The organism is Sutcliffiella horikoshii, from assembly GCF_019931755.1.
GTDB classification, from domain to species: domain Bacteria; phylum Bacillota; class Bacilli; order Bacillales; family Bacillaceae_I; genus Sutcliffiella_A; species Sutcliffiella_A horikoshii_E.
The window spans coordinates 494,433-518,654 of the sequence record NZ_CP082918.1 but is presented as its reverse complement, the minus strand read 5'-3'; the positions used below and the strand labels follow the sequence as shown (position 1 = coordinate 518,654).

Here is a 24,222-nt window from a genome sequence, read left to right as displayed (position 1 = left end):
TGCCTGTCCCTTCAGCCCATTAATAAGATTATCGCTATTAATAGAGAAGAACTGATCCATGTGACAACAAGTTTCTTCTCTACTTTTACTGTTGCGTCCATCACCTTATGTACAATAGACAAAATGAATAGATTTATGAAAAACAAAAAGTAATAGACAACTAGAAACATCAGCCATGCATGTTGACTGAGTAAGTCTTGTAATGGCGTGATGTGAATTAACACGATAAACAGGGCAAAGGAAATCATTAACCAAAGTAGGACGACGATGAACATTTTATCCCATATAGGATGTTGCATGAATTGCTTTTTATTCTTTGCATAGTTATAGAGCAATTGATTACACGCAAACAAGATCAGCGAAATAGACAACAGGATGACCAGCTGTTTTAATAGTGTGCTTTCCATAGTCGAATAAGGATTCACTAGATTGAAATTTGCTATGAATGCAAATAAAAAAAGTAAAGAAATTACCGCGGATTGTTTCAGCCAATAGAATTTCATGAGGCTTTCACCGAGCACCATATTTTTTGCATATTATCGCCTCCTGCTTTTATTTACGAATTTGCAGAAGAAAAGTTTCAGTGGGTTGTGGGGACAGGCACGGCGGCCCACCACGGGTCAAAGTGCCTGTCCCTTCAGCTCACAGCCCGCCCGTTCAATTATAAAACACACATATTCCTTCTTCTAATTACAAATAATACCTTTATCATTTGTTTGTGGCTAACCACTTAATTACATTAACGCACACCCGGGTCAAGGAACCTGTCCCCACAACCCTTCCCCACACTACAAATCTCCAAATAATGCATTGCTCTGGTACATGCTGTATAGAAGACTCTCCTTAAACTCTCGTCGCCATAGACTTCATCGGATGCATTATAAATAATGACCGCGTCAAACTCGATGCCTTTTGACAAGTAGGACGGAACGACGACTATGCCTTGTTCGTACTCCATGGAGTTCATTTTCAACAGCTTTAATTCCTCGATACCTGAAGAAAGTGCTTCATATGCACGACCACTCTCTTCACTCGACTTACAGATAATAGCTATACTGTGATAGCCCCGGGCCTTTAACTCCTCCACTCTCTCAGTGATCCCTGCATGCAGGCTCTCAAAATCAGCCACTTCCGTCATTACTGGCTCCTCGCCGTCACGGTCAAACGGGATAATTTTATCTCCGTTTGGAACAAGTCTTCTCGTAAACTCGATAATAGGCCGTGTGGAACGGTAGCTCCTTGTTATATTAATAATCTCTGTCTTTTCCGGTCCATAAAGACCCTCCAGCACGTCAAAGTTGACCGCTTCACTTGCATGGGCAAAGATCGCCTGGTTAAAGTCCCCCAGGACGGTCATTCTGGCAGCTGGGAAAAGCCTCTTCATGAACTCAAATTGAAACGGGGAGTAATCCTGGGCTTCGTCCACAACAATATGCTTGATCGAGCTGTTAATCTGAAAACCAAGAATCAATTCTTTTAATAGTAAAAATGGTGTCGCATCCTCATACATCAGCTTACCTTCATTTAGGGCCGCTATTGTTCCCTGGCAGATCGCCGGCCACTCTTCAGGCGGCGCCCCTTCCAGCCACTGGCCAACCCGCTCCGGCTCTGCAAAAATCTGCTCATACAACGCCTTAAAGTTGATAAATTGATAAGCACGGACCCTTTGACGCAATGGTTTCATCTTTTTATGCACAAGCAACCTCGCAAGTGCCCTTGGGTCGACTTCATAATCCGCAACCTCTTCCCTTTCAAAGCCTTTCTTTTTCGCCAAAAAGGCACGGGCTTCATTGTATTCTTCGTTACTGAGAAGTTCCATTTCCTCCTGAACCCACGGCTTATCGCTTTCCGATTTCTGGATCGTTTTTAACTCTGTAATCAGCCAATCCTTCAACTTTTCCAGGCGATTGGACAGGCGAAGCGAGGTTTCTTGCTGATAAAAACGGTCCGCAATTTGCTGTGCCGTTAAAATTGTTTCCCCTCTAAAGGTGATGTCTTTAAACGTCATTCCTTCTGACGCTAACGACTCTATATAAGATTGAATTGCATCATAAAACCGCAACGAAGCCTTAAATTTTATGCCTGCAAGCCTTGCACTATAACCAGGCGAACCACTCTCCGTCAACACATACTCCAATTGCTCATACGGATTCTCCACCTGAAACGCTTTGGAAAGCCTGTGGTCAAGATACTCTTGAAAGGTAACCTGCTCCATACTTTCCTCGCCAAGCTCCGGCAAGACATTGGACACATAGCTTTTGAACATCGAGTTTGGTGAAAATAAAAGAATCTGGTCGGCATCAAGACTATTTCTGTATTTATAAAGTAAATACGCAATTCGTTGAAGAGCAGCCGACGTCTTTCCACTGCCTGCCGCACCATGAACAATTAAGAGTCTTCCTCTGTCATGTCGGATAATCCGGTTCTGCTCCTGTTGGATGGTGGCGACGATATTATGCATATAGTTGTCTGCGGTCGCTTTCCCGAGCACCTTTTGTAAAATTTCATCCCCAATCGTGAGACTTGTATCAAACATGGATTCAAGCTCACCATTTCGGATTAGGTACTGCCACTTCTTTTCCAAGGTGCCCTTGATTTCACCTTCCGGAGTTGTGTACATAGCCCGCCCCGGCTGGTAATCATAGTAGACGCTTGAGATCGGCGCTCGCCAATCATAAATTAGGAAGTCCTCCCCACTTTGATCCATGAGGGCAGAAATTCCAATATAGACCTGCTCCCCCTCTGAAGTGCCGTCCTCTTTAAAATCGATTCGGCCGAAATAAGGAATCTCCTCCATTTTCCGCAGGGTGATCAGACGCTTGGCGGCATGTCTATGGGAGCTCTGACTCACCGACAACGCTTGCGCCTCTTGTCTCAAGCCAATGATCGTTTCCAGATAATCATCAAATGAATCCGTACTAACCTTTACTTCTTCCCAAAAGTGTTTGCGAATATGAATGACTTCATCCTTACGTCTGGAAGTCTCTTTCTCTAACTTCCCGATCTCCTCTGTAATGGTCTCCATCACATTGTCCACACGTTTTTGCTCCAACTGAAATTCCGTACTCATGCAAACACTCCTTTTTTTCAAAAATGGATACTTAGGGGGTTGACTCGAAGATGGGTTGTATTGTATGATTATAATAGGATAATTATAAGTAACGTCACACATATACAATACAGTCTATTTGAATTTACCATGGATTTGTGGTGGATTCAAGTCTTTTTTTGGGTCGAGGGACAGGTTCCTCGACCCTTTTTATATTCCAAATACGCAGGGAAGGCTAGAATATCAGGTAGAGCTTTTTCATAGCTAGTTTTTATATTAGTCTTTCATTTATATCCATCTCCTTTTAATAGGATATTAATTAGTTTATAATAATAAAAAAATAAAGGATTTGGTAAGAAAATGAGTACACTTCCAAAAATCGATATAGAAGGTCTTCAGTTTGAATGGGATTTAGAAAAAGGGAAATTTCTCTTTGAAGGGGAGGATGCTGTCCTATTTTGGATCTCATCGGCGATGAAAACCTTCTTTGATACAATTGAAGAGGTTTCCGGCCAGGAAGCGACCTGCCTTGTAATGGAATCCACAGGCTATCGGCAAGGTGCGGTAGTTGGAAAATATTTTGAAGATATGACAGATATCAGTATTGAAAAAATAGCTGGCTTGATTACCAATACCTATGCATCTGCCGGATGGGGAAGAGCTTATGTAAAAAACCTGGATGTGGATAATTACACATTGACCGTCCAGCTCAAGGATGACTGGGAATATAAAATCAATCAGGCACAAGGAAAGAAAACCGGCGGCAATTTCCTTGCGGCACATTATGCAGGGATTTTTACTGGCCTATTCAAAACGGACATCTGGTATAAAATCCTGCAGCATCAGATAGAGGGCCATGAATATACCACTATCGAATATTTCCCAAAAGAAGTGAATGTTGCCCAAAACATCCACCAGCTTGCCCGTCAAAAAGAGGCGGAGCAGATAGAAAAGCTGGAAAAAGTAGTGGAAGAAAAAACAAAAGAACTAAAAGAGCTGATCAAGACAATATCTTCTCCCGTAATACCTGTATTAGAAGGAATTGTGGTGGTTTCCCTTCTAGGAAAATATGATGAGGAACGGGCAGACGAGCTGATTGTAAAAACCCTGTATAATCTTCCAAAGCACAAAGCAAGCTATCTCGTACTTGATTTAACCGGGATGGATGACAATCTGACACCATATACAGCAAGCATGATTGAAAAGCTAGGTTGTTCCGCAGAACTACTGGGAATAAAGACCATTCTAGTCGGTATTTCCGCCCAGCTAAGCTTGGAAATTACAAAAGCAGACATTGATCTCACTCATTTCGATTTCTTCCAGTCGCTGCAGCACGGCATTCATTTTGCCCTCGCTCAGAATGGAAGAAGAATAATCTGAAGAAACTCGTCAAACTTCCAGGGTTTGGCGTGTTTTTTTGAATACGAGAATATTTCTTATACAACAATCATTATGTTATGATATTTAGGTTGTTTACTTACCACATAACACATTTCCATTCAGCTTAGAAAAGAGGTATTTATGCAATCTGATAAATTAACGAGGCAACATTGGTTGCTCATCTTAACCCTTTCCTTATTAACGTTTGTTCTAGGTACAAGCGAGTTTGTTATAGTTGGAATCTTGACGGAGATTTCTTCAAGCCTTGATATGTCTAATGCAAAAGCAGGTACACTTGTTTCTGCATTTGCCATTACGTTTGCCATTGCCACACCGATTGTGATGTCTGCAACAAGTCATTTTCCAAAGCGTAAATGGATGTTGTTTTTAATAGGAGCTTTCATCATTTTTAATGCTTTGTGCGCGGTGTCCACGTCCTACACGATGCTTCTTTCTTTTCGGATTTTGACGGCAATTGTGACGGGGGTTCTCATCTCTCTGGCGATGATCGTCGCAAGTGAAACCATGCCGGCTGCAAAGCGCGGGCTTGCCATTTCTTTTGTGTTCGGTGGTTTCACCCTTGCGAACGTCATCGGAGTACCGATTGGAACGGTCGTAGCATCTTGGTTCGGCTGGAATTCCACTTTCATGCTGACGACGATATTGGGAGTATTGGCGTTCCTTGCATCTTACTTCGTGTTGCCAAGCAAGCTCAGCCAGGTTCGTAGCTCGATCCGTGATCAGTTCTCACTGCTGACCAATCCGCGAATCTTGATTGCCTTTTTCATTCCTGCTCTAGGATTTGGGGCAACTTATGTCGTCTTTACTTATCTTGTTCCGATTCTAAAAGGAATGGGAGCACCAAGCTATTCCATCAGTTTGATTCTTTTCGGATACGGATTCATCTCGATTTTCAGCAACATCTTGGCGGGTAAAATAGCCAGTCATAATGCAATCGGTCGCCTCCGATTTGTGTTTCTTGTGCAGGCAGCTGTATTGATCAGCTTATTTTGGACCATTAATCATTTTGGGTTAGGACTTGTAAACATTGGATTGATGTCATTGATGGCCATTCTTTTAACTACATCCACCCAGCTTTACCTGATAGACCTAGCCAAGATCTATCAGCCTAGTGCAACAGGGCTCGCGGCTTCCCTCATGCCTGTTGCAAGTAACGTCGGCATCGCTATGGGGTCAGCCCTTGGTGGACTTGTCTACCATCAAGTCGGTCTTATTCATGTAACATGGGTTGGTGGAATTGTAGCTGTGTGTGCTAGTTTGCTTACTTTTTTGAGTTATAATTTGGATCGGAAAGAGGCGTCAAGGGGACATGCACGGTGACCCATTTTGTTGTGGAGGACACACATAGAGCCGAGAATAGCTAATATTCTCGGCTCTTTTTTGTATGCAATAGTGGGACAACGGGCCCTTATAACCTATAATCTCTAGCAGTACCCCAGTACTCAAATCGGTTGTAGGTAGGATCGGCGGAATCAAACTGGATCCAGATGGGAGCATTCATTAATGGTGGATTTACTTTTAAGTACTTTTGATCCCCATAGACGATAGCTTCAAGTGCCAATGGTAATTCGCGTCTGAAGATGGTATTACGGAGATCGTTCACGGCTGGACCATAATCTCCCACATAAACGTAAACATTTAGAAATAAACAACCGTTAGATATTTTCCATTCTGCTAAAACCTCATCTCTCATATTGGTGATTTTGTCATAAGCAAATTGTAAGCCTACAGTCAGAAAAAGTTCAGCAGTTATGTCGGAATGCGTTAATGTATATTTTCGTCCCAGTATTGGCTGAGTCATTGTTACACCCGGTCTAAACTCCACTTGTAGCTTTTCAGGATTTAGCTTCCCCATAGATTAGCTCCACTCCTTGGGCCACAGGGACAGGCACCTCGGCCCATTTTTAAATTCAAGTTAGTTTATACTCAATCAGCATTTCGAACAATCAAGTAAGCGATTACCCCTAGTGGACCCGTGGCAAATACAATTAGTGCCCATAAACAACCAATGTTGGTGCCATGCTTTTCTTTTGCGTCCACGAAAACCCAAAACAAAATCACATAGCTCAGTAAATACAGTAATGGGATGATGAAAAACAGTAAGGATACATCCAAGATGATTGGTTCCTCCCTCCGTTACTTCTATATTTATATTACGGATAGGGGGGTGAATATGTTTTGAGTCGAGGGGACAGGCACGCCGAACCATTTCCTTATACACAGACGCAAGAAAGCCGAGAATAGCAAGTATTCTCGGCTTTTCACTTTGTGTATTTTTAATTGTAGTGGGTCACGGTGCCTGTCCCTACAGCCCGTTCTCTTTCTCAAAAGCATCAAGCAATGCTCGCACTTCATCGGTAGATTTGGTGTTCATGAGTTGGTTTCTTAGTTCTCCAGCTCCACGGAATCCTTTGACATAGATTTTGAAAAAGCGATGAAGCTTAGACATGTTGCGTGGCACTATTTCCGCATAATGATCTTGTAGGTCCAGTTGCAGTCTTAAGAGATCCAGGTACTCCTTGCTGCTATGCTCTTTCGGCTCTTTTTCAAAAGCGAAAGGATTTTTGAAAATTCCTCGTCCGATCATCACACCGTCAATGCCATATTTCTCCGCGAGCTCCTGGCCAACTTGACGGTTTGGAATGTCTCCATTAATCGTTAGCAACGTCTCCGGCGCAATACGGTCACGTAACTCCTTGATTTCCGGAATTAGCTCCCAATGCGCATCTACTTCGCTCATTTCTTTTCGGGTCCGTAAATGAATAGAAAGGTTCGCAATATCCTGCTCTAGAATATGCTTCAACCACTCTTTCCACTCGTCTACTACCGTAAAGCCAAGTCGCGTTTTCACGCTGACAGGCAGTCCACCAGCTTTAGCCGCTTGAATCAGTTCCGCCGCAACATCTGGACGTTGGATAAGGCCGCTTCCTTTTCCTCTTGTCGCCACATTCGGCACAGGACAACCCATGTTAATGTCGATCCCCTTAAATCCCAGCTCCGCCATGCCAATACTCATTTGACGGAAATACTCTGGACTATCGCCCCAAATATGCGCCACCATCGGCTGTTCCTCTTCTGTAAAAAGTAAACGCCCGCGCACGCTGTCTTTTCCCTCAGGATGACAATAGCTATCCGAATTGGTGAACTCCGTAAAGAACACATCTGGGCGCCCCGCTTTCCTTACCACCGTGCGGAAAACGACATCTGTCACATCTTCCATCGGCGCCAACACAAAAAACGGCTTCGGTAACTCACGCCAAAAATTATCTATCATGTCAAACTCAAATCCTCTCAAAATACAAAGTACCAAAATTTCCGAACAAAAATTCACACTTATATCTTATATCATGTTTCTTCACTTTTTTTCAAATACAAGTACTTTAGACTTGTGAAAATCGACATTCTTTATTTTAACGAAATTCGTTCCTGAATGGAATTTATTTAAACAAAATGCCAGAAGATACCTTTTTTCTCTGGTTGGAAGTTTCTAAGATAAAACGTCCACTTTTTCACTAGAAGCAACGTAAAAAGGCAACGCCTATTTTAAGCTTAATATTCTCCATTATAAAGGAACCCCATTTGCATTTGATCTTCGTCCTGCATTTTGACGCTTTTCCTCCATAAAAATCACTCCAATTAAGCCAAATATAGAGAAGACGACTGGAGTGAGAAAACCGTAGTAGTACCCACCACTAATACTACCTGAAGTTGACTGAAAATAATCCAACAGATATCCAAAAATACTAGGTAGTAATACTGCACTTAAAAATCCACCAGTATTCGCAAACCCAGTAACAATGCCTGTTTCTTTAATAGGAAAGGACTGACGAACGACTGCAAAAGTTAAGGAATTTGATCCAAAGCCAAAGCCAATGATAAAGAAAAGGAAAATCAGTAAGTAAAAAGGTGGATGCTCCTTAAATAAAAGAAAAATGGACCAACACAATAAAACCGTAATATGAAAAACAATATATGGCCGTTTAATAGTTTCTAAACAACTTGAAATCCAACCAATTAGAGGTGCCCCAATGAGTGCCCCAATAAGACTAATCATAATAAGCTGACTTGCAACTATGCGTGTCATTCCATACACATCCATTACATATGGCACTGCCCACGAACCGATAAACCCTATATACCCTCCGACAATCCCAAAATGACAAAAAAACAATGCCCATGCCTGCCGATCCGAAAGTACTCTTCGCAGTATAACCGATGTTTTTTCACGTTGTATTTTTGGGGCTAAAATTAACGATTGCTGTGATTTTTTAACCAGCACAAAATAAAGGAAAATACTTAATAAGCATAAGAGTATCCCAGCTAAAAGAAATGCTCCCCTCCAACCAAGTAAGGCAATCAATACAGAGAAAGGAACAGTTGCCAAAAGGAAACCCAGGCTTCCTGTCATTCCTGCAAACCCAATTAATCGAGTAAATTCCTTTTTATTAAACCATAGGCTTAAAATCAACACCATATTTACCCATATGGTCGCATCCCCTATTCCCGTTAGGATTCTGGCAAAAAAAAGGACCAATTCATGTGTGCCGAAACTATAAATGATGGTACCTATGCCTGTAAGAGTTGCCCCTAAAATTAGAAGAAAATTAGGTCCATAACGATCAGCTAAAATGCCCATCGGAATTTGCAAACCGGTGTATACAAAAAACTGAATACTTGTCACTAAACCAACCGTTGCTGCTGTTACACTAAAATCCAACATTAATTGGTCTGTAATTAATCCGGGAGCCGTTCGTTGGCTCGACATTATCAAGTATGTAAACAATACAGAAGTAAATATAACCCATCTAAAATTACTATTTTGTTTGTCCATGTTATCCTACTCCTGTTAGCTTTTACCCTATATATATGGGTTTCCTCTAACAGTAGAAATAGTATTTAAAAAGAAAAGTAATCATTTTTAACGAGAAATGACCTCATCATAAAAATACACTACATTTCTCGTACGTAACTATCCTTTCTTTTCAACGAAGTTCGCAAGCCAAAGGGTAGCAGCAAAAACAAACAAATAAGTGATGAAGGATAAATACAATTTCCAACCTGTATATGTAAAAACATGAAATTTTACTGAAATCCATTCCAAAGAAATCGCTACCCCTGCCCAAAAAATAATATAAAATAGATACTTCAGGCCTTTGGGCTTGTTACGTTGATAGAAGTTTACCACAAAGTAAGAAAGCGTAGGGTAAGTGACAAAGTGCAATAAAACATCAAATAATTCATGCTTTTTATGATCAATCGTAAAGTATAATTCATATGGTTTTACACTAAGGGTAATATCAGCTAAGACAGCAAGAAAAACATTAAATGTCCAAATAATAGTGATGGTAGCAGCAGGCAAGCGTTTAGGTAATATAAACATTAGGGCCCAAGAAAGTACTGTGGAAAAGATAATAAATATTTCATTTGAATCAAATTTCTCAGGAAGAGGTAACATCATGACGTATTCACCTCTTTGCCTCTACAAATAAGTTTTTCTAAATAAAAAGAGTAAATAGCCAATAATAAAATAATCAGAGTGTACCTTAAATATGAATAAAATACATTCCAATTTACCCATTCTAAATATCCAATATGAACGAAAAATAATTCAATTGAAATAAGTGCTGTTAAGAAGAGGAATATGTGAATAAACTTGCTAAAATTAGTTCTATTAGAGAACAAAATATAAATAATCCATAAAAGTAACGCTGGTTTGAGTGACAACTCAGGAATTTTTTGTGTCCAAAAAATTAACTGACTTGGCTCTTGCTTTGTAAGTTCTAAGTTTAAATTAATGATTAGACCTGTATTTGTAATAAGAATATTGGAGAAAAAATAACAGCCCAAGACGTTAGTGACGTTCATTTTCTTCATCAGTATGTACAGGGAAATAAAGGATAATATTGCTAAAATTAGAAAAAGCCATAATATTTTCATATCAGCCACCATTTTTATTTTATCTACACTATTTTGTACATATAATGTCAAAAGAATACTGCATCTAAAGAAAACAAACAGTAAACGGGATGGCTGAAATCATATATGTTAATTAAGTAAAAAAAGAACATAGCAAAAAAAACCTTCCCTGGTTGAATGGAAGGTTTTTTTCAGCTCACTTATCTTAATACTAGTTGTGTTACGCACTCCACGTGCGTCGTATGAGGAAACATGTCCACCGGCTGCACCTCAACCGTCCTATATCCCCCATCCTCCAACACTCGCAGGTCCCTCGCAAGTGTCGCTGGATTACAGGATACATAGACAACCTTCTTCGGCTTCATTTCCAGTATTGTTTTAAGGAGAGCTTCATCACAGCCTTTACGCGGTGGATCTACCATTAACACGTCAGCTGTGTTGCCTTCCTTATACCATTTCGGGATTACGACTTCCGCTTCGCCCACTGCGAATTCTGCATTTGTAATTTCGTTTAGTTCTGCGTTGCGTTTTGCATCTTCAATCGCTTCTGGCACGATTTCGACTCCGAACACTTTATTCGCCTTTTGTGCCAGGAATAAGGAGATGGTCCCGATTCCGCAGTAAGCATCAATGACTGACTCTTCGCCGGTAAGATCGGCATACTCGAGCGCTTTATCATACAGGACCTTCGTTTGCTCTGGGTTGACCTGGTAGAAGGACCTCGCGGAAATCGCAAACTTGATGTCGCCGATGAAATCATAAATGTACTCGTTGCCCCAAAGTACACGCGTTTCCTCTCCGAAAATTACGTTCGTTTTCTTGGTGTTTACGTTTTGCACAACGGATTTCACTTCCGGCAGGGCCGCTGTTATTTCTTCCACGATTGCCTTGCGGTTTGGTATATCTGGAGTACGAGTGATGAGCACTACCATTACTTCACCAGTAACCAGGCCATAGCGGGCCATCACATGACGGAGCACACCCTTATGTGTTTTTTCATTATAAGCACGCACGTCATGCTTGTCGCAGATTTCGCGGACCGTTTGAACCACACGGTCGTTGATTTCTTGCTGAATTAAGCATTCCTTCATGTCTATGATTTCGTGACTGCGCTGCTGATAAAACCCTGCAATCAATCCGCCTTCCCGCTCACCGATTGGAACTTGGGCTTTATTGCGGTAGCGCCATGGGTTGTGGTCCATTCCAAGTACCGGATGAACCGGCACGTCTTTTAGGTGTCCAATGCGTTCAAGAACATCCTTAACCTGCTTTTGCTTCGCCACAAGCTGGCCTTCATAGCTTAGGTGCTGAAGCTGGCAGCCTCCGCATTGCTTATAAATCGGACACGGAGCATCGACACGGTACGGACTTGTCTTGTAGATCTCCTCAAGCCGGCCGAATGCATAGCCTTTTTTTACTTTTATAATTTTGACTTTAATTTCCTCGTCCGGCAAGGCGTTTTGAACGAAAATTGGAAAGCCATCTATTTTTGCTACGCCGGCGCCGTCATGGGTCAAATCCTGAACGGTGACATCGTAGTATTCATTTTTTTGAACAGGTACTGTCATGTATTTTCTCTTCCTTCACGTTTAAAATCGCTGTTCCGATTGTACCACATGGAGGTTTGGCTTGCCAGTTGGGGTGGGGGATAGTTGTTGGTAAATAACTCTATGCTTTCGCACCTTTCTACCATTTAACCTTCACCTTCTACATTTTTCTGGCGAGCTTCTACATTTCCCGAGTCTACTTCTACATTTCCCAAACGAACTTATACCTTTCAACGAAGACTTTCTACATTTTCATAAAAAAAGAGGTTTCTACTGCTTCGCTCAAGCGATAGAAACCTCCGATAGTGAATCACGACCAACTCTAAGGCATCGAACTAGTAATAAACTCAATCATCAAAGCGAAAATCCCCAATAATAAAGTCATAAAAGTTGTTACAGAGACTATTTTATAGCTTAGGTTCCGGTCAGAGGTCTTTGATTTTCGATTTATGATAAATATAACAAGTCCTAATATAATCGACCCGATCCAGCTAATCAGACCTACATCTGTCGTTAACTTCTCCCAGTCAAAAATCCAAAAGTATGCTATTAAAAGGTGTACAACAATCAACGGCATTGTAATAATCCTTATAATGCGTCCCACTTTATCTACTCCTCCTCAGGCCTATACTCCAAGATGTCTCCCGGTTGGCAGTCGAGAGCTTTGCAGACGGCCTCGAGCGTGGAGAAACGGATGGCTTTGGCCTTGCCATTCTTCAGGATGGAGAGGTTTGCCATTGTGATTCCGACTCTTTCGGAGAGTTCGGTGACGCTCATTTTTCTTTTTGCCAACATGACATCAACATTTATGATTATAGCCATTGTTTTCACCTCACACTGTTAAGTCATTTTCGGATTTTATGTCGATGGCTACTTGCAAAAGCCTTTGGAGGACCGCACTGAATACCGCGATAACGATAGAGGCAAAAATAGGAACCGCGCCCATAATGATCGCTCCTGGTGCATCATCTTTATCTGCTAAAAGAAAGATAAACGGCATGAGAACCACATACACACCACTGATAGTAAGCGCACAAATTTTTATTTTCTTCAACGCTTCCACCGAAAATTGCGAGAAAGCCTCATTCTTATCAATATACCCTAATAGTTTAAACGCCTGATACAACGCAAAATAAAACGGAATGGTGGTTAAGAACATCCCGATTACAATGGGATACAAGATATACGCGTACTCAGGGCTTGCCGGATTTCTTATCAGCGAAAACAAGCCGACTATAGATAAAATAAATACCGGTGTCCCAATAAGAAATACCGCTATCTTCAAAAAAAGTGTAGAACCATGCTTCATCAAAAGCACCTCGCTTCATCGTGATAATAAAAATTTACCACTTTATTTATTGTTTTTCAATAAAAATATATTGAAATGAATAAAAAAGAGTCGACGAATAACTGAGGGGACAGGCACCGTGACCCATTTCTCCACACAAAAAAAGACAAGCACCTCACTCACTTGTCCTCAAAACTAATTATTTCACTTTCGCATAAACACACGTATCGCGCAATTCCCCTGTTACATCTCGCTCACTGCTTTTAAGAATTCCCTCTAACGTGTATCCGGCTCTCTCTGCAACAGCCCGACTCTTCACATTTTTAGAATCGCAGCGAATCTCCAAGCGATTTGCCCCCAATTGTTCAAAGGCAAACTGACTGATTCCTTCCACCGCTTCTGTTATGTAGCCCTTGCCACTGTGCCTAGAATCGATCCAATAACCGATCTCAAACTTCGGGATAGACCAGTCGATCCGATGCAAGCCCGACGACGCTACGAATTCACCGGTTTCTTTTAAGAAAACTAAGAGCCTCAAGTCTTTTCGCTGCAGAAATTCAGCATGGCTCTCCCTAATATTCGCTTCCACATCTTCCACTGTCTGGTCATGTTGTGCGAAGATCATCCACGGCTTGAGCTCAGGAAGAGAATGAATGATCGCGTCATGTACCGCTGGACCGTCCCCTGACAGCGGCATTCTAATTATTAGTCGGTCTGTGGTAAATTCGTATGGGAAGTCTTTTAAGATTGGTTTTGTGATGGTCATAATTCTCTCTCCTCCCAACTGTTTATGCACATGATTAAATAATGAATAGGCCATTACCAGAATTTCCTTCTATTTTCCACTCTAAAAAATGGTTGTGATTCTTATTCCTCCCAACTCTCAGGCACCTGCACAATCACATACTCCCCTGTCCACATTTGCGTGGTAACAATTAGCGTCTCACCCTCTTTTTCAAAGAAGTAACCACTACCTTCTTGATATTCAAACTCCCATCCAAGTTCACCCAACATTTCTTTAAAGGACTCCCTGTACTCTCCTTGATTTGACCGTGTAATAAACCAATCATACCCATCTTCATTCGCAATTAGCACAATCGGTTCTGATGAGTCATTGATAGAATGCAAGACTTCCTTTTTACTTACAGATTCTATCGGCAGTGTCGCATAGTAAAATCTAGTATTGTAGGCGACTATTACTAGGATGATGGCAATAAGGCTGATAATGGAGAGGCGTTTTATCATAGGTATCCTCCTAAGGCAAGCCAGTGAATGATGACCTCCGCTTGTGAATTTTTCTATAGCAGAGGTCTTCATCCACGCTATCCCAAGTACTTATAGTAATCCTGCGAATGATAACTCCTAAACCCACAAGATTCATAGAGTTTCAGCGCATGAGCATTTCTCGCTTCTACTTCCAAGAACACCGGCAGCCCTTTTCCCGTCTCCATTTTCACCACTTTGGATAGAGCTTTTCGTCCTATCCCTTTCCCTTGCAGCTCAGGAGAAACGGCAAACCCATATATCCAAGCTTCCCCGTTTGTTTCAGATACACGAATTTTCCCTGCAGTTTGGCCTTCTGCTTCAATGATGAACATGTCTTCGTTATTAAGTTCCTTCATCCGGTGATTAAAGCTGCGAGCTTCTTGTTCTGTAAAACCAAAGCAAGCCACTTCCAGTTGAATTTCAACTTCAAAATCCTCTCGGGACATTGATGGTCTAATAATTACAGAAAGTTCATCATGTAACTCGCCTGCCTCCCATTTCATTTGGTACTCTGCTACCTCGAATGTACAAGGAATGCTTTTTAGAAACTCCTTGGCGCTTTGAGAGGGGCTAGGTGCGTTCAACAAAATGGTCGAAATCTCGCGTTTTTTCACTTCTGCAACAGCTTCACCAAACAATGTTGTAAAAATTCCTTTTCTCCGGTAGTCCGGGTGAACCATTCCCGTCATTTCGATTTTATTACCAAATCCGTAACAACCTAGGAAACCAACGAGTCGTCCCTCTTCATAATGGAAGAAGTCCTCCTTGCTTTTACCATCTCTTGTTTCGAGCATATCTTCATTCAGTTTCAGCTCAAATCCGCCTTCTTTTTCGCAAACGGATTTAAGTTCTGTAATTTGTTGTAGCTGTTCTTTTGTTAGCATGGTTTACACCTCTTTAGTTAGTGGTTGAATAGAACGCTTGTCTTTAATAACCTCATTAATCATTCGCATTGGTATCACCAAAATCCTTCAACAAAATCTCCAAATGTGTTTTCGCTAGTTTCATCAACTGAAAGTCATTGTTCTCAATCTGTTGATTAATTTTGTTTGCTTCTGCCCAGGCGAGTTGATATTGGGACTGATTAATCGTCCCTCTGGTTAGCGCTTCCTCCAGTTCATCTGCATCTTTCTGGAGGACTTCCCCTGTAGAAAGCACAATGATGTCCAAGAAAAGATCATCCGTGTACGGAAGATTATTCTCTACTCCGTTCTCATACGTGATATCGATATACCATTGAACAACCTCGCCATTAGCGTCAAACATGGTAGTTAAAGAGTAATGTTCATTATTTGGAAAATGCTGAAGCCACATGTACCCATCGTCCACAATGCATACATTCTTTTCTTCATAGTATACGAATAACGGCTCCGTCACTTTATGTATTTTAAGTAAGGTAACATAACCTTTGAAGCCATCTGTATCCAAAAACTTCTGTGTGTACTGCCGTTTCAAGACCCGCTTCCATTCAGAGCGGTCTCCGTGTCTTCTTTTTAGCATCGGCATCCTCCTCTAATCCTCCATGTCACATTATCCTTTCAGCTGTCACTGCACCTTTCTCCCCATCTCTTTTCAAAAGAAATACATCCGGATTCCTAAGTTTTTTCCAGTCTTCAAATCCAAAGCTAGGTTGGTAATGTCTAATTAGCAGTGACATGATATTTCCGTGTGTAACGATAATGGTGTTTTCCGGGTCAGATTTAAACGCTTCTTCTACAACGCTGACGATTCTATCCCTCGCTTCTCTACTTGACTCGCCGCCTTCATACTTCAACTCCAGGTCATCATAGGTTGCTTTCAATTTATCCATCCAATCCGGTAAATCTACGCAACTGAGTGTGCGTTCGGCTAAGCGCTCATCAACTTCTATGCTAATATTAGTTTCCTTGCTTAATGGTTCAATAGATTGGATGGCGCGCAAAAAGGGGCTTGAGGTGATGCGGTCAATTGGTGTGTTGGAGAAGAATTTTGCTAACTCCCCAGCTTGCTTGAATCCCTTTCCTGTAAGCTGTGCTTCCGCTGGTTGCCCCTCGGCTTCACAATGTCTGACTATGTATATGTTTTTTGACATGTGTATAACCTTACCTCCCTTCATTCAATGAATTTTTTGCAACTTAATTAATTCGATAATATCTTCTTCTTGACCTGGATCAACGTACACTAGCTCAGTATTTTCAATCATGCCCTCTGTGAGTATTCGCATATAATTTCTATCAAGGTCTTCCGGTACATTCTTTTCAAAACGCAAAGGTACATTGTATACGTTTATGGTGCCATCTCCATTGCCACTATAGGTTACGGAGCCATCTACCAGGCGAGAACCTGTTAATTGGATGACCTCTTCTGGATATGTCGCACTTGTTTCATCATGAGGATTGACGGGCTCACCTGCTGGAATAATTCGAACATTTAACTCATCAATTTCTTGATTTGGCCCAAGGAGAAGCCAAACGCGAGCGCATTCGATTTGTTGACTGGAAAATTGAGATAGTGTTTTGCTACTCTTCTTTCCTTCTACTTTTATGCTGCTATTCTCATAATCTTGCAATAACATAACGGAGAATTCACCATCATGTGAAACCCAATTAACGGAATCGATGCGAAGCTTAGAATTTATTTTAGGCAATTCATCCATCATTTGTTTAGCTGCTTCTGTCATTGTTTCTATTTCCTCATAGATGTTCATATGAGCATTCTGAAATTTTTCTTTCATTTCGTTACTATGTTCTTTCAAATCAGGAACGATATTAACGGTATAATCTGTTGTTCCTGTATCTTCATTTTCCCAGCTAATGGCTTCAAAATGTGAGTTATCCAGTGAATAATGCTCATTTAAGTAGTTCTCAACGTCAAATTCTGTTGGGCTTGTTGCATCTTCCTTATCTTTATCTGATTCCACAACTGACTCTGGTGCTTCTTCTTTAACAGTACCTGATGTTTCATCAGCACTATCCTTTACATTCTCTTGAATATCTCCCATCACCAACTCTTCATTTGGCTCAACGGACTTTGCACAACCAACAAACATTAACAACAAACCAACTATCCAAACAAACATAAAACCTTTCTTCAACTACTTCACATCCCCTTCCTAATATGACAATTATTTCAAAACAAGACTTTCATATCAAGGGGATATCCTTGGTTAATTAATTCTCCGTTAACTTTATCTCCATGACACATTTTCTCTTCACAGCCATAGATATGGAATTAAATAAAATTTTATACTACAATGTAATTGAGAATGATAATCATACGCATATTAAAAAAGGAGACCATCTAATGGAAAAGAATAAATCAACCTTAGCTCAAACCATACGAGAGCGACGTTCTATAAAAGCTGGATACACCGACAAAGTGGTGACACAAGAAACAGTTCTTGAACTACTGGACGATGCTGTCTGGGCACCGAATCATGGACTGCGAGAGCCTTGGAGGTTTATTTTTGTTTCTTCAAGTGAGAAAGAGGGATTTGTGGAGAAACTGGTTAGAACCTTTCCTCCAGAAATGCAGGAAAATAGACGTAATTATTTCAGTCAGCCGGCTGCCTTCCTAATCGTGGTGATGGAGGAAGACCCGAGGCAAAAGCAGTGGGAGGAAAACTTCGGGGCAGTGAGCTCACTTATTCAGAATTTCCAGCTGCTTGCTTGGGAGAAGATGCTTGGCGTTGTATGGAAAACCAATCCACATATATACGATCCTAAGGTTCATAAAATTTTAGGTGTGCAGCCTGGAGAAAAAATTGCAGGATTCTTGCATATGGGATACTTTGAACAGGTACCACCCAAACGCGAACGAAAGTCTGCGGAGAGCAAATTGACGGTGTTCAAAAATCAATAATAACGGCATTGGAAAAGACGCTTACCTTCTGTAGAGGGAAGCGTCTTTTCATGTTTGAATATAGTTCCTGAGGTATGCAAGGTGGAAGTAAACACTTAGAGGTTTTATAGAGGGTTATGCAGGGGCCACCTTATCTGTTACTTTTACTTTTCATAATGAAGATTTCTTTTTCAAGCCTGTTCACCTTGTTGTCTAGGAAGTCGACCTCATTTATCCTGGACTCATTTGTTAGTTCGAATTGATTTCCCATTCCGTCAAGCTTTCCTTCGACAGTATCAAAACGCTTGTCAACAGTATTAAATCGCTCGTTAACACCATTAAAACGCTCATGCATTTCTGATTTCATGCCTGCCATTTCTGATTTCATGCCTGCCATTTCTGACTTCAAACTACCGAGTCCGGATTTCACACTGCCAATTTCTGACTTCACACCTGTCATTTCCGACTTCAGACTGCCAATTTCTGACTTCACACCTGTCATTTCCGACTTCACACTGCCAATTTCCGACTTCATACTTGTCATTTCTGACTTCATACTGCCGATTTCTGACTTTAAGCCTTTAACTTCCGAGTCCAATCCAATCAGCAGTTCTAGAATTTGCTTTTCCATGTTATCACCTCCTCTATTCATTATAGTGGATAAAAGGATAACTATCACGCTTTATACGAAAAATACATTTTCCAATTTTAGATGCGGGTATCACAGCGACCCACTGTTAAAAGTGGGTCATCGTGCCTGTCCCCTCTACCCACGAAGTATCGGTAACGTACAACAACGGAAGGATCCGCCGGATTTAATGATTTCGATGATGTCGACTTCTATTACTTCAAATCCCCTCTTGGTGAGTTCTGCGTTTACCTTTGGATTTACGGGGAGGCTGAATACCCTTTTGTTGCCTATGTTGAGTACGTTTGTGCCAAGGGTGAACTGTTCCTCATCTGTTACTTCGATAAGTTCAAACCGCGACGCGAGGATGTCTAGTTCTTTTGGTGTGAATGCTTCTGGGTAGTAAAGTGCTTCTGTCGGTGAAATGATGTTGAACACGCAATCGAGATGTAAGTATTTTTCTTTGAATGGCACTTTCACGACTTCATAATGTGGCAGGATGCTTTGCAAGTGTTCGATTGCATCCTCGTTGGTCCGGTTGCTCAGGCCGACATACACCGTTTCTCCATTAATGATGACGTCTCCGCCTTCAATCATGTCACCTTTTAAATTCAAATAAGAAATGTCCTTTTCCTCCAACATACTTTTTAGGACCTCTTCTTCGCCCTGTCTAATTTTATTCGCCATTTCCGCCACAAATAGAATATTCCCAAGGGTGAAGCCTATATCACGTGTGAAAACTTGCTCTGGGAACATTTTGATGGCAGGCAGGAGAATAACCTCCACTCCATGGTCCTCCAATGTTTCTACGAACTTCTTGTGCTGTGCCATCGCAATTTCAATATGAATGCCCTCATCCTTAAACTTTTTCTGCGTTTCATTGATGACTTCACGGATGGTCATGTACTCCGGTTTGCAGAGAATAACTTTTTTTAACACATCATATTCACTACTTGCATGCGGCCTCATCGGGCTCTTTGAAAATAAAGACATGAAAATACCCCCATCACAAAATAATATTTTTATTGTTGCCTAGTAGAAGGAATTTTAATTGGCCTTGGGAACGTTTTTAATTTTCGTGTAAAACCAACCTTTTTGCATAAAATAACTTTACATTATTCGTAGTAAGGAGGCATGAGATGGACAAGTTAAAAAAATTGTTAGAAGAAGCAGATAAGGCTGTTTATGCTTCACAATTGGAAAGCAACTCGGATAATATCGGATATTCACATCAGGCTATTGAAAAAGTAGAAAAAGCGCTAAAGGATGCTCCCCATAATACCTCGCCCACTTCAGATGAACAGCATGCAAAAGATATGTTAAGACGCTTGAAAGAGACACAAGCAGCTGTGAATGAAATACAGAACGATTAGGCCTCAGGGCTCCAAGTTTGGGGCTCTTTTCTTATGAAAAAATGTGGTACAACCCTTCCTTCGTGAATAGAAATGTAAGGAGATGATGGGGAGGGCTAAAAATGAATTCTATTTTCACTTACATATTCTTAGGAGTATCACTGGCAGCACCTATTGGACCGGTCAATGCTGCGCAGTTGGATAAAGGATTGCGTCTTGGTTTTGGACATGCTTGGATATTTGGTGTCGGGGCACTTGTTGCGGATATATGCTATATGCTGCTCGTTTATATGGGGATGATCCATTTCATTGAGCAGCCGATGATGAAAGCATTTCTTTGGCTTTTCGGCTTTTTCGTGCTTACGTACACCGGGATAGAGAGCTTGGTGAAAAGCGGGAAATCCACCTTTGTGGATGGTCCAAAAGGAAAAACGACATTGCTTCGATCATGGATTTCCGGCTTCCTGCTTTCCATCTCTAACCCACTTACGATTCTTTTTTGGCTTGGTATTTATGGATCCGTCCTCGCAAAAACAGCTTCTTCTTTTTCCAGTAACCAGTTAGCTATTTATAGTGCGGCCATTATCTGCGGGATCCTACTTTGGGATTTGTTCATGGCTACGATCTCGAGTATCGCGAGGAATCTTCTGCATACTAATTTTCTTGTGGTGATTTCGATAATTTCTTCTTTGTCGATGATTGGTTTCGGCATTTATTTTGGCGTGGAGGCATTTAGGTTGTTGTTTATGTAAAAAGCATTTGCACAAACTTCCAGAATAACCTCCCTCACTTTACCTATACTAACTATGTGCGTGACAAAATAAATGGATGAAGATACAAAAAGTGAGGGGTTAACTTGGCGAAAAAAGAGGAAAACGTATCTACCGATGATGCAGTGATGCAAATGTTGCTTGATTTAACTGACAAAGACGGTGTAGAGATAGGAATCACGTTAAATATTAGTGGGACAGTGGTAGCCGGAACGCTTGTAGGACCGCATACTTATTATGAAGGAATCATCGCCTCTGCAGATGATGTAGAAAATAGCACCCTGAAGCACGTTCTACATAAAAAATTCACTGACCTTAAAGAGGCCTATATCAGTGAACGGCAAGAGGAAAAGGAGAAGAAAAAGCAGGATATGATTGCTACTTTTATTCATTTAAAAGACGCTGCGTATATCTCTGGAACCACGCAATCTCCTATCAAAAGTCATGCATGGTGGCGTGGAAGAATTGATTCCATTGATGGGTTTTCATTTAAGCTTTAAGCATTCGAACTTATTAATCGTAGACAAGACGATGGAGGGGTAGAGGTGACAAACAAGAAAATCGGACAAGTCAGTGCTTGGTGCATAATAAGCATGGCTTCCATCCCTCTTATTATGACGCTGGGCAATTCTATGCTTATTCCTGTTTTGCCAATGCTCGAAAAAGAATTGGACATCTCCTCCTTCCAATCCAGTATGATCATCACTTCTTATTCTGTTGCTTCTATTTTTTTAATACCTATTGCAGGTTATCTGTCTGACCGGTTTGGCAGGAAAATGATTATATTGCCTAGTTTGACGATGGCGCTCATCGGGGGACTGATTTCCGGATTTGCATCTTGGAAAATAGAGGATCCATACACTTGGATTATAATCGGAAGAATCATTCAAGGTGTTGGGGCAGCAGGTGCGACACCAATTATTTTGCCACTCGTTGGGGACCTATATCAAGATGACGATGAGAAGACCAGTTCTTGTTTAGGTATCATTGAAACGTCCAATACATTTGGGAAGGTTCTTAGTCCAATATTGGGTTCACTGTTGGCAGCTGTCCTATGGTATCTCCCATTCTTTTCTATATCCGTTTTCAGTTTGATTTCTATCTTAATGGTCCTTTTCTTTATCAAGGTGCCTAAGCAAAAAGACAAACCACTCGCACTAAATATTTTTATTCAAAACACCAAAAAGATCTTTCAAAAAGAAGGAAAATGGCTCTATACCACCTTTGTTATCGGTATATATTCCATGCTGATCCTATTCGGACTATTATTTTACCTGTCAGACATTCTTGAAAAAACGCATAACCTGCATGGTGTGAAAAAAGGGTTATATTTGGCGGTCCCTTTATTTACCCTCTGTGTCTCTTCCTATATCACAGGAAAAGTGATCAAAGGAAATATTGAATTGATGAGAAAAATTCTTCTGGTATCCCTTGGGGTCATCGCCTTAACCATTGTTTTTGTAGAATATCAAAATGAAAAGATTTTTTTATTGCTCACCATCTCCAGCTTTATCGGCATTAGCATTGGGGCAATGTTGCCCACGCTTGATGCTTTGATTACGGAAAATGTAGAAAAGGAAGAGAAAGGGACGATCTCATCTCTTTATAGCTCTTCCCGATTCATCGGAGTCGCTGCGGGTCCACCAATCATGTCAGTCGTAATGAAAAACCACCTACTCATAAGTCTTTATCTGTCTAGTGCGTTGGCCATCATTATTGGAATTCTTGTTTTCTTTTTCGTCCAAAATGTAAAGCCAAAGAAAAGCACGCTTTGGTAGCTGGTTAGAAGGAGAATCACATGTCAAAAGCCTCTTGCAGTTCCAAACAAACAACAGGTGATCTAGCCTGGTGGCAACTGTCACTAATAGGAATCGGATGCACCATTGGCATCGGCTTTTTCCTTGGTTCCTCTTTAGGAATCAAACTTGCTGGCGCTTCAATCATCCTTTCCTTTTTGATCGGCGCGGCCGGGACCTATATCGTGTACAGCAGATTAGCCAAAATGACCATCGACGACCCACAAGAAGGATCCTTCTGCTACTACGCAGGCAAAGCTTTTGGAAAATGGGCTGGATTCAGCTGCGGCTGGAATTACTGGTGCTCCAACATACTAATCATGGGTAGTCAACTGACTGCCCTAGGCTTGTTATCTCAATTTTGGTTTCCAGACGTGCCGCTTTGGATTTTCTCTGCAGGTTACGCAGTGTTGTCGTTTTTCGTAGTAATGCTGGGGACAAAAGGCTTCGATAAAATGGAAGACCTTTTTGCCATCATCAAGGTTGCGGCGATTGTGATGTTCATTGTCATTGCTTTGGGGATTTATTTTGGCTGGATTAAGGGAGATGGCGGTAGCCCCGGCAATTTGCCGAACACGATCAAAGAATGGATGCCGATGGGTGTGAAGGGAGTCTGGTCTTCGCTAATCTATGCCTTCTACGCTTACGGCGGAATCGAAGTAATCGGGCTCATGGCCATGCAGCTGAAAAAGAAAGAAGATACGTTAAAAGCCGGAACCGTCATGATGTTCATTTTAATGATTCTCTATGTAGGCTCCCTTGGACTTGCAGTTAGCCTGGCTGCCTTTGAAAAATTCAATGAAAAAGAAAGCCCGTTCGTGACCGCCCTAACCAATTACGACCTGAATTTCTTCCCTCATGTTTTCAACGGGGCCATCATCATCGCAGGTTTCTCCACCATGACCGCAGCCCTGTTCGGGGTAACCACCCTGTTGGTCACGTTGGCAAAAGACGGGGATGCACCAAAGCTATTTCAGAAAAAATTGCAGTTTAGGGAGCTACCACTTCCCTCCCTGTTACTTGGAGTGGTGGGGTTAGCAGCTTCCGTTGTTTGTGCATTTGTGTTGCAAAGCAAGGTGTTTGAATACATCACCACCGCGGCAGGATTATTATTGTTGTATAACTGGATATTTATCTTGCTTTCATCCATGCGGTTAGAAAAAAAGGGGAAATTCGTTTCCGTGCTGGGGCTGCTCTTACTGCTAGTAGCCATAAGCGGGACCATCGTAGAAAAAACCGTCCGAAACGGTTTCTTCATCAGTATTTTGTTTGTTGCGTTAATTGCGATTGTTACCTTAATCATGCAGCGTAAGTGGAAAAAAGGTGCGGGGAAGAAGTTGAAGTATAGTTGAGTGGGTGGGTTGCGGGGACAGGCACCGTGGCCCATTTT

The 24,222-nt window shown here is 41.4% G+C and carries 27 protein-coding genes; 8 read left to right on the top strand and 19 right to left on the bottom strand.

Annotated features, from left to right (window positions below):
• Positions 1-11: 11 nt before the first annotated feature.
• Together K7887_RS02760 and helD are read right to left on the bottom strand one after the other, a co-directional pair.
• Positions 12-503, bottom strand: coding sequence for a hypothetical protein (locus K7887_RS02760; protein WP_223492068.1), 492 nt, complete (start codon positions 501-503; stop codon positions 12-14).
• Between the two features lie 236 nt (positions 504-739).
• Positions 740-3,070 carry an RNA polymerase recycling motor HelD gene (helD, locus tag K7887_RS02755; RefSeq protein WP_223492067.1) on the bottom strand — a complete coding sequence of 777 codons (2,331 nt, stop codon included), beginning with the start codon at positions 3,068-3,070 and terminating at the stop codon, positions 740-742.
• 339 nt (positions 3,071-3,409) lie between these two features.
• Here helD and K7887_RS02750 point away from each other — a divergent pair, with 339 nt between their 5' ends.
• On the top strand, positions 3,410-4,429 hold the full coding sequence (locus tag K7887_RS02750; RefSeq protein WP_223492066.1) for an STAS domain-containing protein: 1,020 nt from the start codon (positions 3,410-3,412) through the stop codon (positions 4,427-4,429).
• Positions 4,430-4,570: 141 nt separating this feature from the next.
• Positions 4,571-5,770 carry an MFS transporter gene (locus tag K7887_RS02745; RefSeq protein ID WP_223492065.1) on the top strand — a complete coding sequence of 400 codons (1,200 nt, stop codon included), beginning with the start codon at positions 4,571-4,573 and terminating at the stop codon, positions 5,768-5,770.
• A gap of 88 nt (positions 5,771-5,858) precedes the next feature.
• Here the strand turns inward: K7887_RS02745 and K7887_RS02740 are convergent, their stop codons facing one another.
• From K7887_RS02740 to K7887_RS23050, 15 genes are all read right to left on the bottom strand, one after another.
• The gene (locus K7887_RS02740) at positions 5,859-6,305 is read right to left on the bottom strand and encodes a staygreen family protein (RefSeq protein ID WP_223492064.1); all 447 of its coding nucleotides are present in this window, start codon (positions 6,303-6,305) and stop codon (positions 5,859-5,861) included.
• Between the two features lie 71 nt (positions 6,306-6,376).
• Entirely contained in the window at positions 6,377-6,565 is a 189-nt protein-coding gene (locus K7887_RS02735; RefSeq protein WP_223492063.1) for a hypothetical protein, read from the bottom strand.
• A 190-nt stretch (positions 6,566-6,755) separates the two neighbouring features.
• Positions 6,756-7,745, bottom strand: a complete 990-nt coding sequence (locus tag K7887_RS02730) for a tRNA dihydrouridine synthase (RefSeq protein WP_223492062.1) — start codon at positions 7,743-7,745, stop codon at positions 6,756-6,758.
• A 267-nt stretch (positions 7,746-8,012) separates the two neighbouring features.
• Positions 8,013-9,281, bottom strand: coding sequence for an MFS transporter (locus K7887_RS02725; RefSeq protein ID WP_223492061.1), 1,269 nt, complete (start codon positions 9,279-9,281; stop codon positions 8,013-8,015).
• Between the two features lie 138 nt (positions 9,282-9,419).
• On the bottom strand, positions 9,420-9,908 hold the full coding sequence (locus K7887_RS02720) for a hypothetical protein (RefSeq protein ID WP_223492060.1): 489 nt from the start codon (positions 9,906-9,908) through the stop codon (positions 9,420-9,422).
• Between the two features lie 658 nt (positions 9,909-10,566).
• Positions 10,567-11,934 (bottom strand): 23S rRNA (uracil(1939)-C(5))-methyltransferase RlmD, encoded by a 1,368-nt coding sequence (rlmD, locus tag K7887_RS02715; protein WP_223492059.1) that lies wholly within the window; start codon positions 11,932-11,934, stop codon positions 10,567-10,569.
• A 301-nt stretch (positions 11,935-12,235) separates the two neighbouring features.
• Entirely contained in the window at positions 12,236-12,517 is a 282-nt protein-coding gene (locus tag K7887_RS02710; protein WP_223492058.1) for a hypothetical protein, read from the bottom strand.
• Positions 12,518-12,522: 5 nt separating this feature from the next.
• The gene (locus K7887_RS02705; protein WP_060664135.1) at positions 12,523-12,735 is read right to left on the bottom strand and encodes a helix-turn-helix domain-containing protein; all 213 of its coding nucleotides are present in this window, start codon (positions 12,733-12,735) and stop codon (positions 12,523-12,525) included.
• 10 nt (positions 12,736-12,745) lie between these two features.
• Positions 12,746-13,222, bottom strand: coding sequence for a DUF2975 domain-containing protein (locus K7887_RS02700; RefSeq protein ID WP_223492057.1), 477 nt, complete (start codon positions 13,220-13,222; stop codon positions 12,746-12,748).
• A 178-nt stretch (positions 13,223-13,400) separates the two neighbouring features.
• Positions 13,401-13,967 (bottom strand): GNAT family N-acetyltransferase, encoded by a 567-nt coding sequence (locus K7887_RS02695; RefSeq protein ID WP_223492056.1) that lies wholly within the window; start codon positions 13,965-13,967, stop codon positions 13,401-13,403.
• Between the two features lie 101 nt (positions 13,968-14,068).
• On the bottom strand, positions 14,069-14,446 hold the full coding sequence (locus K7887_RS02690; RefSeq protein WP_223492055.1) for a hypothetical protein: 378 nt from the start codon (positions 14,444-14,446) through the stop codon (positions 14,069-14,071).
• A 77-nt stretch (positions 14,447-14,523) separates the two neighbouring features.
• Positions 14,524-15,351 carry a GNAT family N-acetyltransferase gene (locus K7887_RS02685; protein WP_223492054.1) on the bottom strand — a complete coding sequence of 276 codons (828 nt, stop codon included), beginning with the start codon at positions 15,349-15,351 and terminating at the stop codon, positions 14,524-14,526.
• Positions 15,352-15,406: 55 nt separating this feature from the next.
• Positions 15,407-15,967 (bottom strand): ribonuclease FAU-1 family protein, encoded by a 561-nt coding sequence (locus tag K7887_RS02680; protein WP_223492053.1) that lies wholly within the window; start codon positions 15,965-15,967, stop codon positions 15,407-15,409.
• Between the two features lie 25 nt (positions 15,968-15,992).
• The gene (locus tag K7887_RS02675; RefSeq protein ID WP_223492052.1) at positions 15,993-16,538 is read right to left on the bottom strand and encodes a histidine phosphatase family protein; all 546 of its coding nucleotides are present in this window, start codon (positions 16,536-16,538) and stop codon (positions 15,993-15,995) included.
• A 24-nt stretch (positions 16,539-16,562) separates the two neighbouring features.
• Positions 16,563-17,540: a hypothetical protein gene (locus K7887_RS23050; protein WP_399209097.1), complete on the bottom strand. Its 978-nt coding sequence runs from the start codon at positions 17,538-17,540 to the stop codon at positions 16,563-16,565.
• 209 nt (positions 17,541-17,749) lie between these two features.
• Here K7887_RS23050 and K7887_RS02665 point away from each other — a divergent pair, with 209 nt between their 5' ends.
• Complete coding sequence (locus tag K7887_RS02665) at positions 17,750-18,307, top strand: nitroreductase family protein (protein WP_223492051.1); 558 nt, start codon at positions 17,750-17,752, stop codon at positions 18,305-18,307.
• Positions 18,308-18,437: 130 nt separating this feature from the next.
• Here K7887_RS02665 and K7887_RS02660 read toward each other — a convergent pair whose 3' ends face one another.
• The gene (locus tag K7887_RS02660; protein WP_223492050.1) at positions 18,438-18,917 is read right to left on the bottom strand and encodes a hypothetical protein; all 480 of its coding nucleotides are present in this window, start codon (positions 18,915-18,917) and stop codon (positions 18,438-18,440) included.
• A gap of 135 nt (positions 18,918-19,052) precedes the next feature.
• Complete coding sequence (locus tag K7887_RS02655; RefSeq protein ID WP_223492049.1) at positions 19,053-19,907, bottom strand: dimethylarginine dimethylaminohydrolase family protein; 855 nt, start codon at positions 19,905-19,907, stop codon at positions 19,053-19,055.
• Positions 19,908-20,053: 146 nt separating this feature from the next.
• Between K7887_RS02655 and K7887_RS02650 the strand changes: the two genes are divergently transcribed.
• From K7887_RS02650 to K7887_RS02630, 5 genes are all read left to right on the top strand, one after another.
• Positions 20,054-20,287: a hypothetical protein gene (locus K7887_RS02650; protein WP_223492048.1), complete on the top strand. Its 234-nt coding sequence runs from the start codon at positions 20,054-20,056 to the stop codon at positions 20,285-20,287.
• Between the two features lie 101 nt (positions 20,288-20,388).
• The gene (locus K7887_RS02645) at positions 20,389-21,018 is read left to right on the top strand and encodes a LysE family transporter (protein ID WP_223492047.1); all 630 of its coding nucleotides are present in this window, start codon (positions 20,389-20,391) and stop codon (positions 21,016-21,018) included.
• Between the two features lie 104 nt (positions 21,019-21,122).
• Positions 21,123-21,536 carry a gas vesicle accessory protein GvpU gene (gene gvpU / locus K7887_RS02640; RefSeq protein WP_223492046.1) on the top strand — a complete coding sequence of 138 codons (414 nt, stop codon included), beginning with the start codon at positions 21,123-21,125 and terminating at the stop codon, positions 21,534-21,536.
• Between the two features lie 93 nt (positions 21,537-21,629).
• Positions 21,630-22,814, top strand: a complete 1,185-nt coding sequence (locus tag K7887_RS02635) for an MFS transporter (RefSeq protein WP_223493564.1) — start codon at positions 21,630-21,632, stop codon at positions 22,812-22,814.
• 20 nt (positions 22,815-22,834) lie between these two features.
• The gene (locus tag K7887_RS02630; RefSeq protein WP_223492045.1) at positions 22,835-24,184 is read left to right on the top strand and encodes an amino acid permease; all 1,350 of its coding nucleotides are present in this window, start codon (positions 22,835-22,837) and stop codon (positions 24,182-24,184) included.
• The last annotated feature ends 38 nt before the right edge of the window (positions 24,185-24,222 follow it).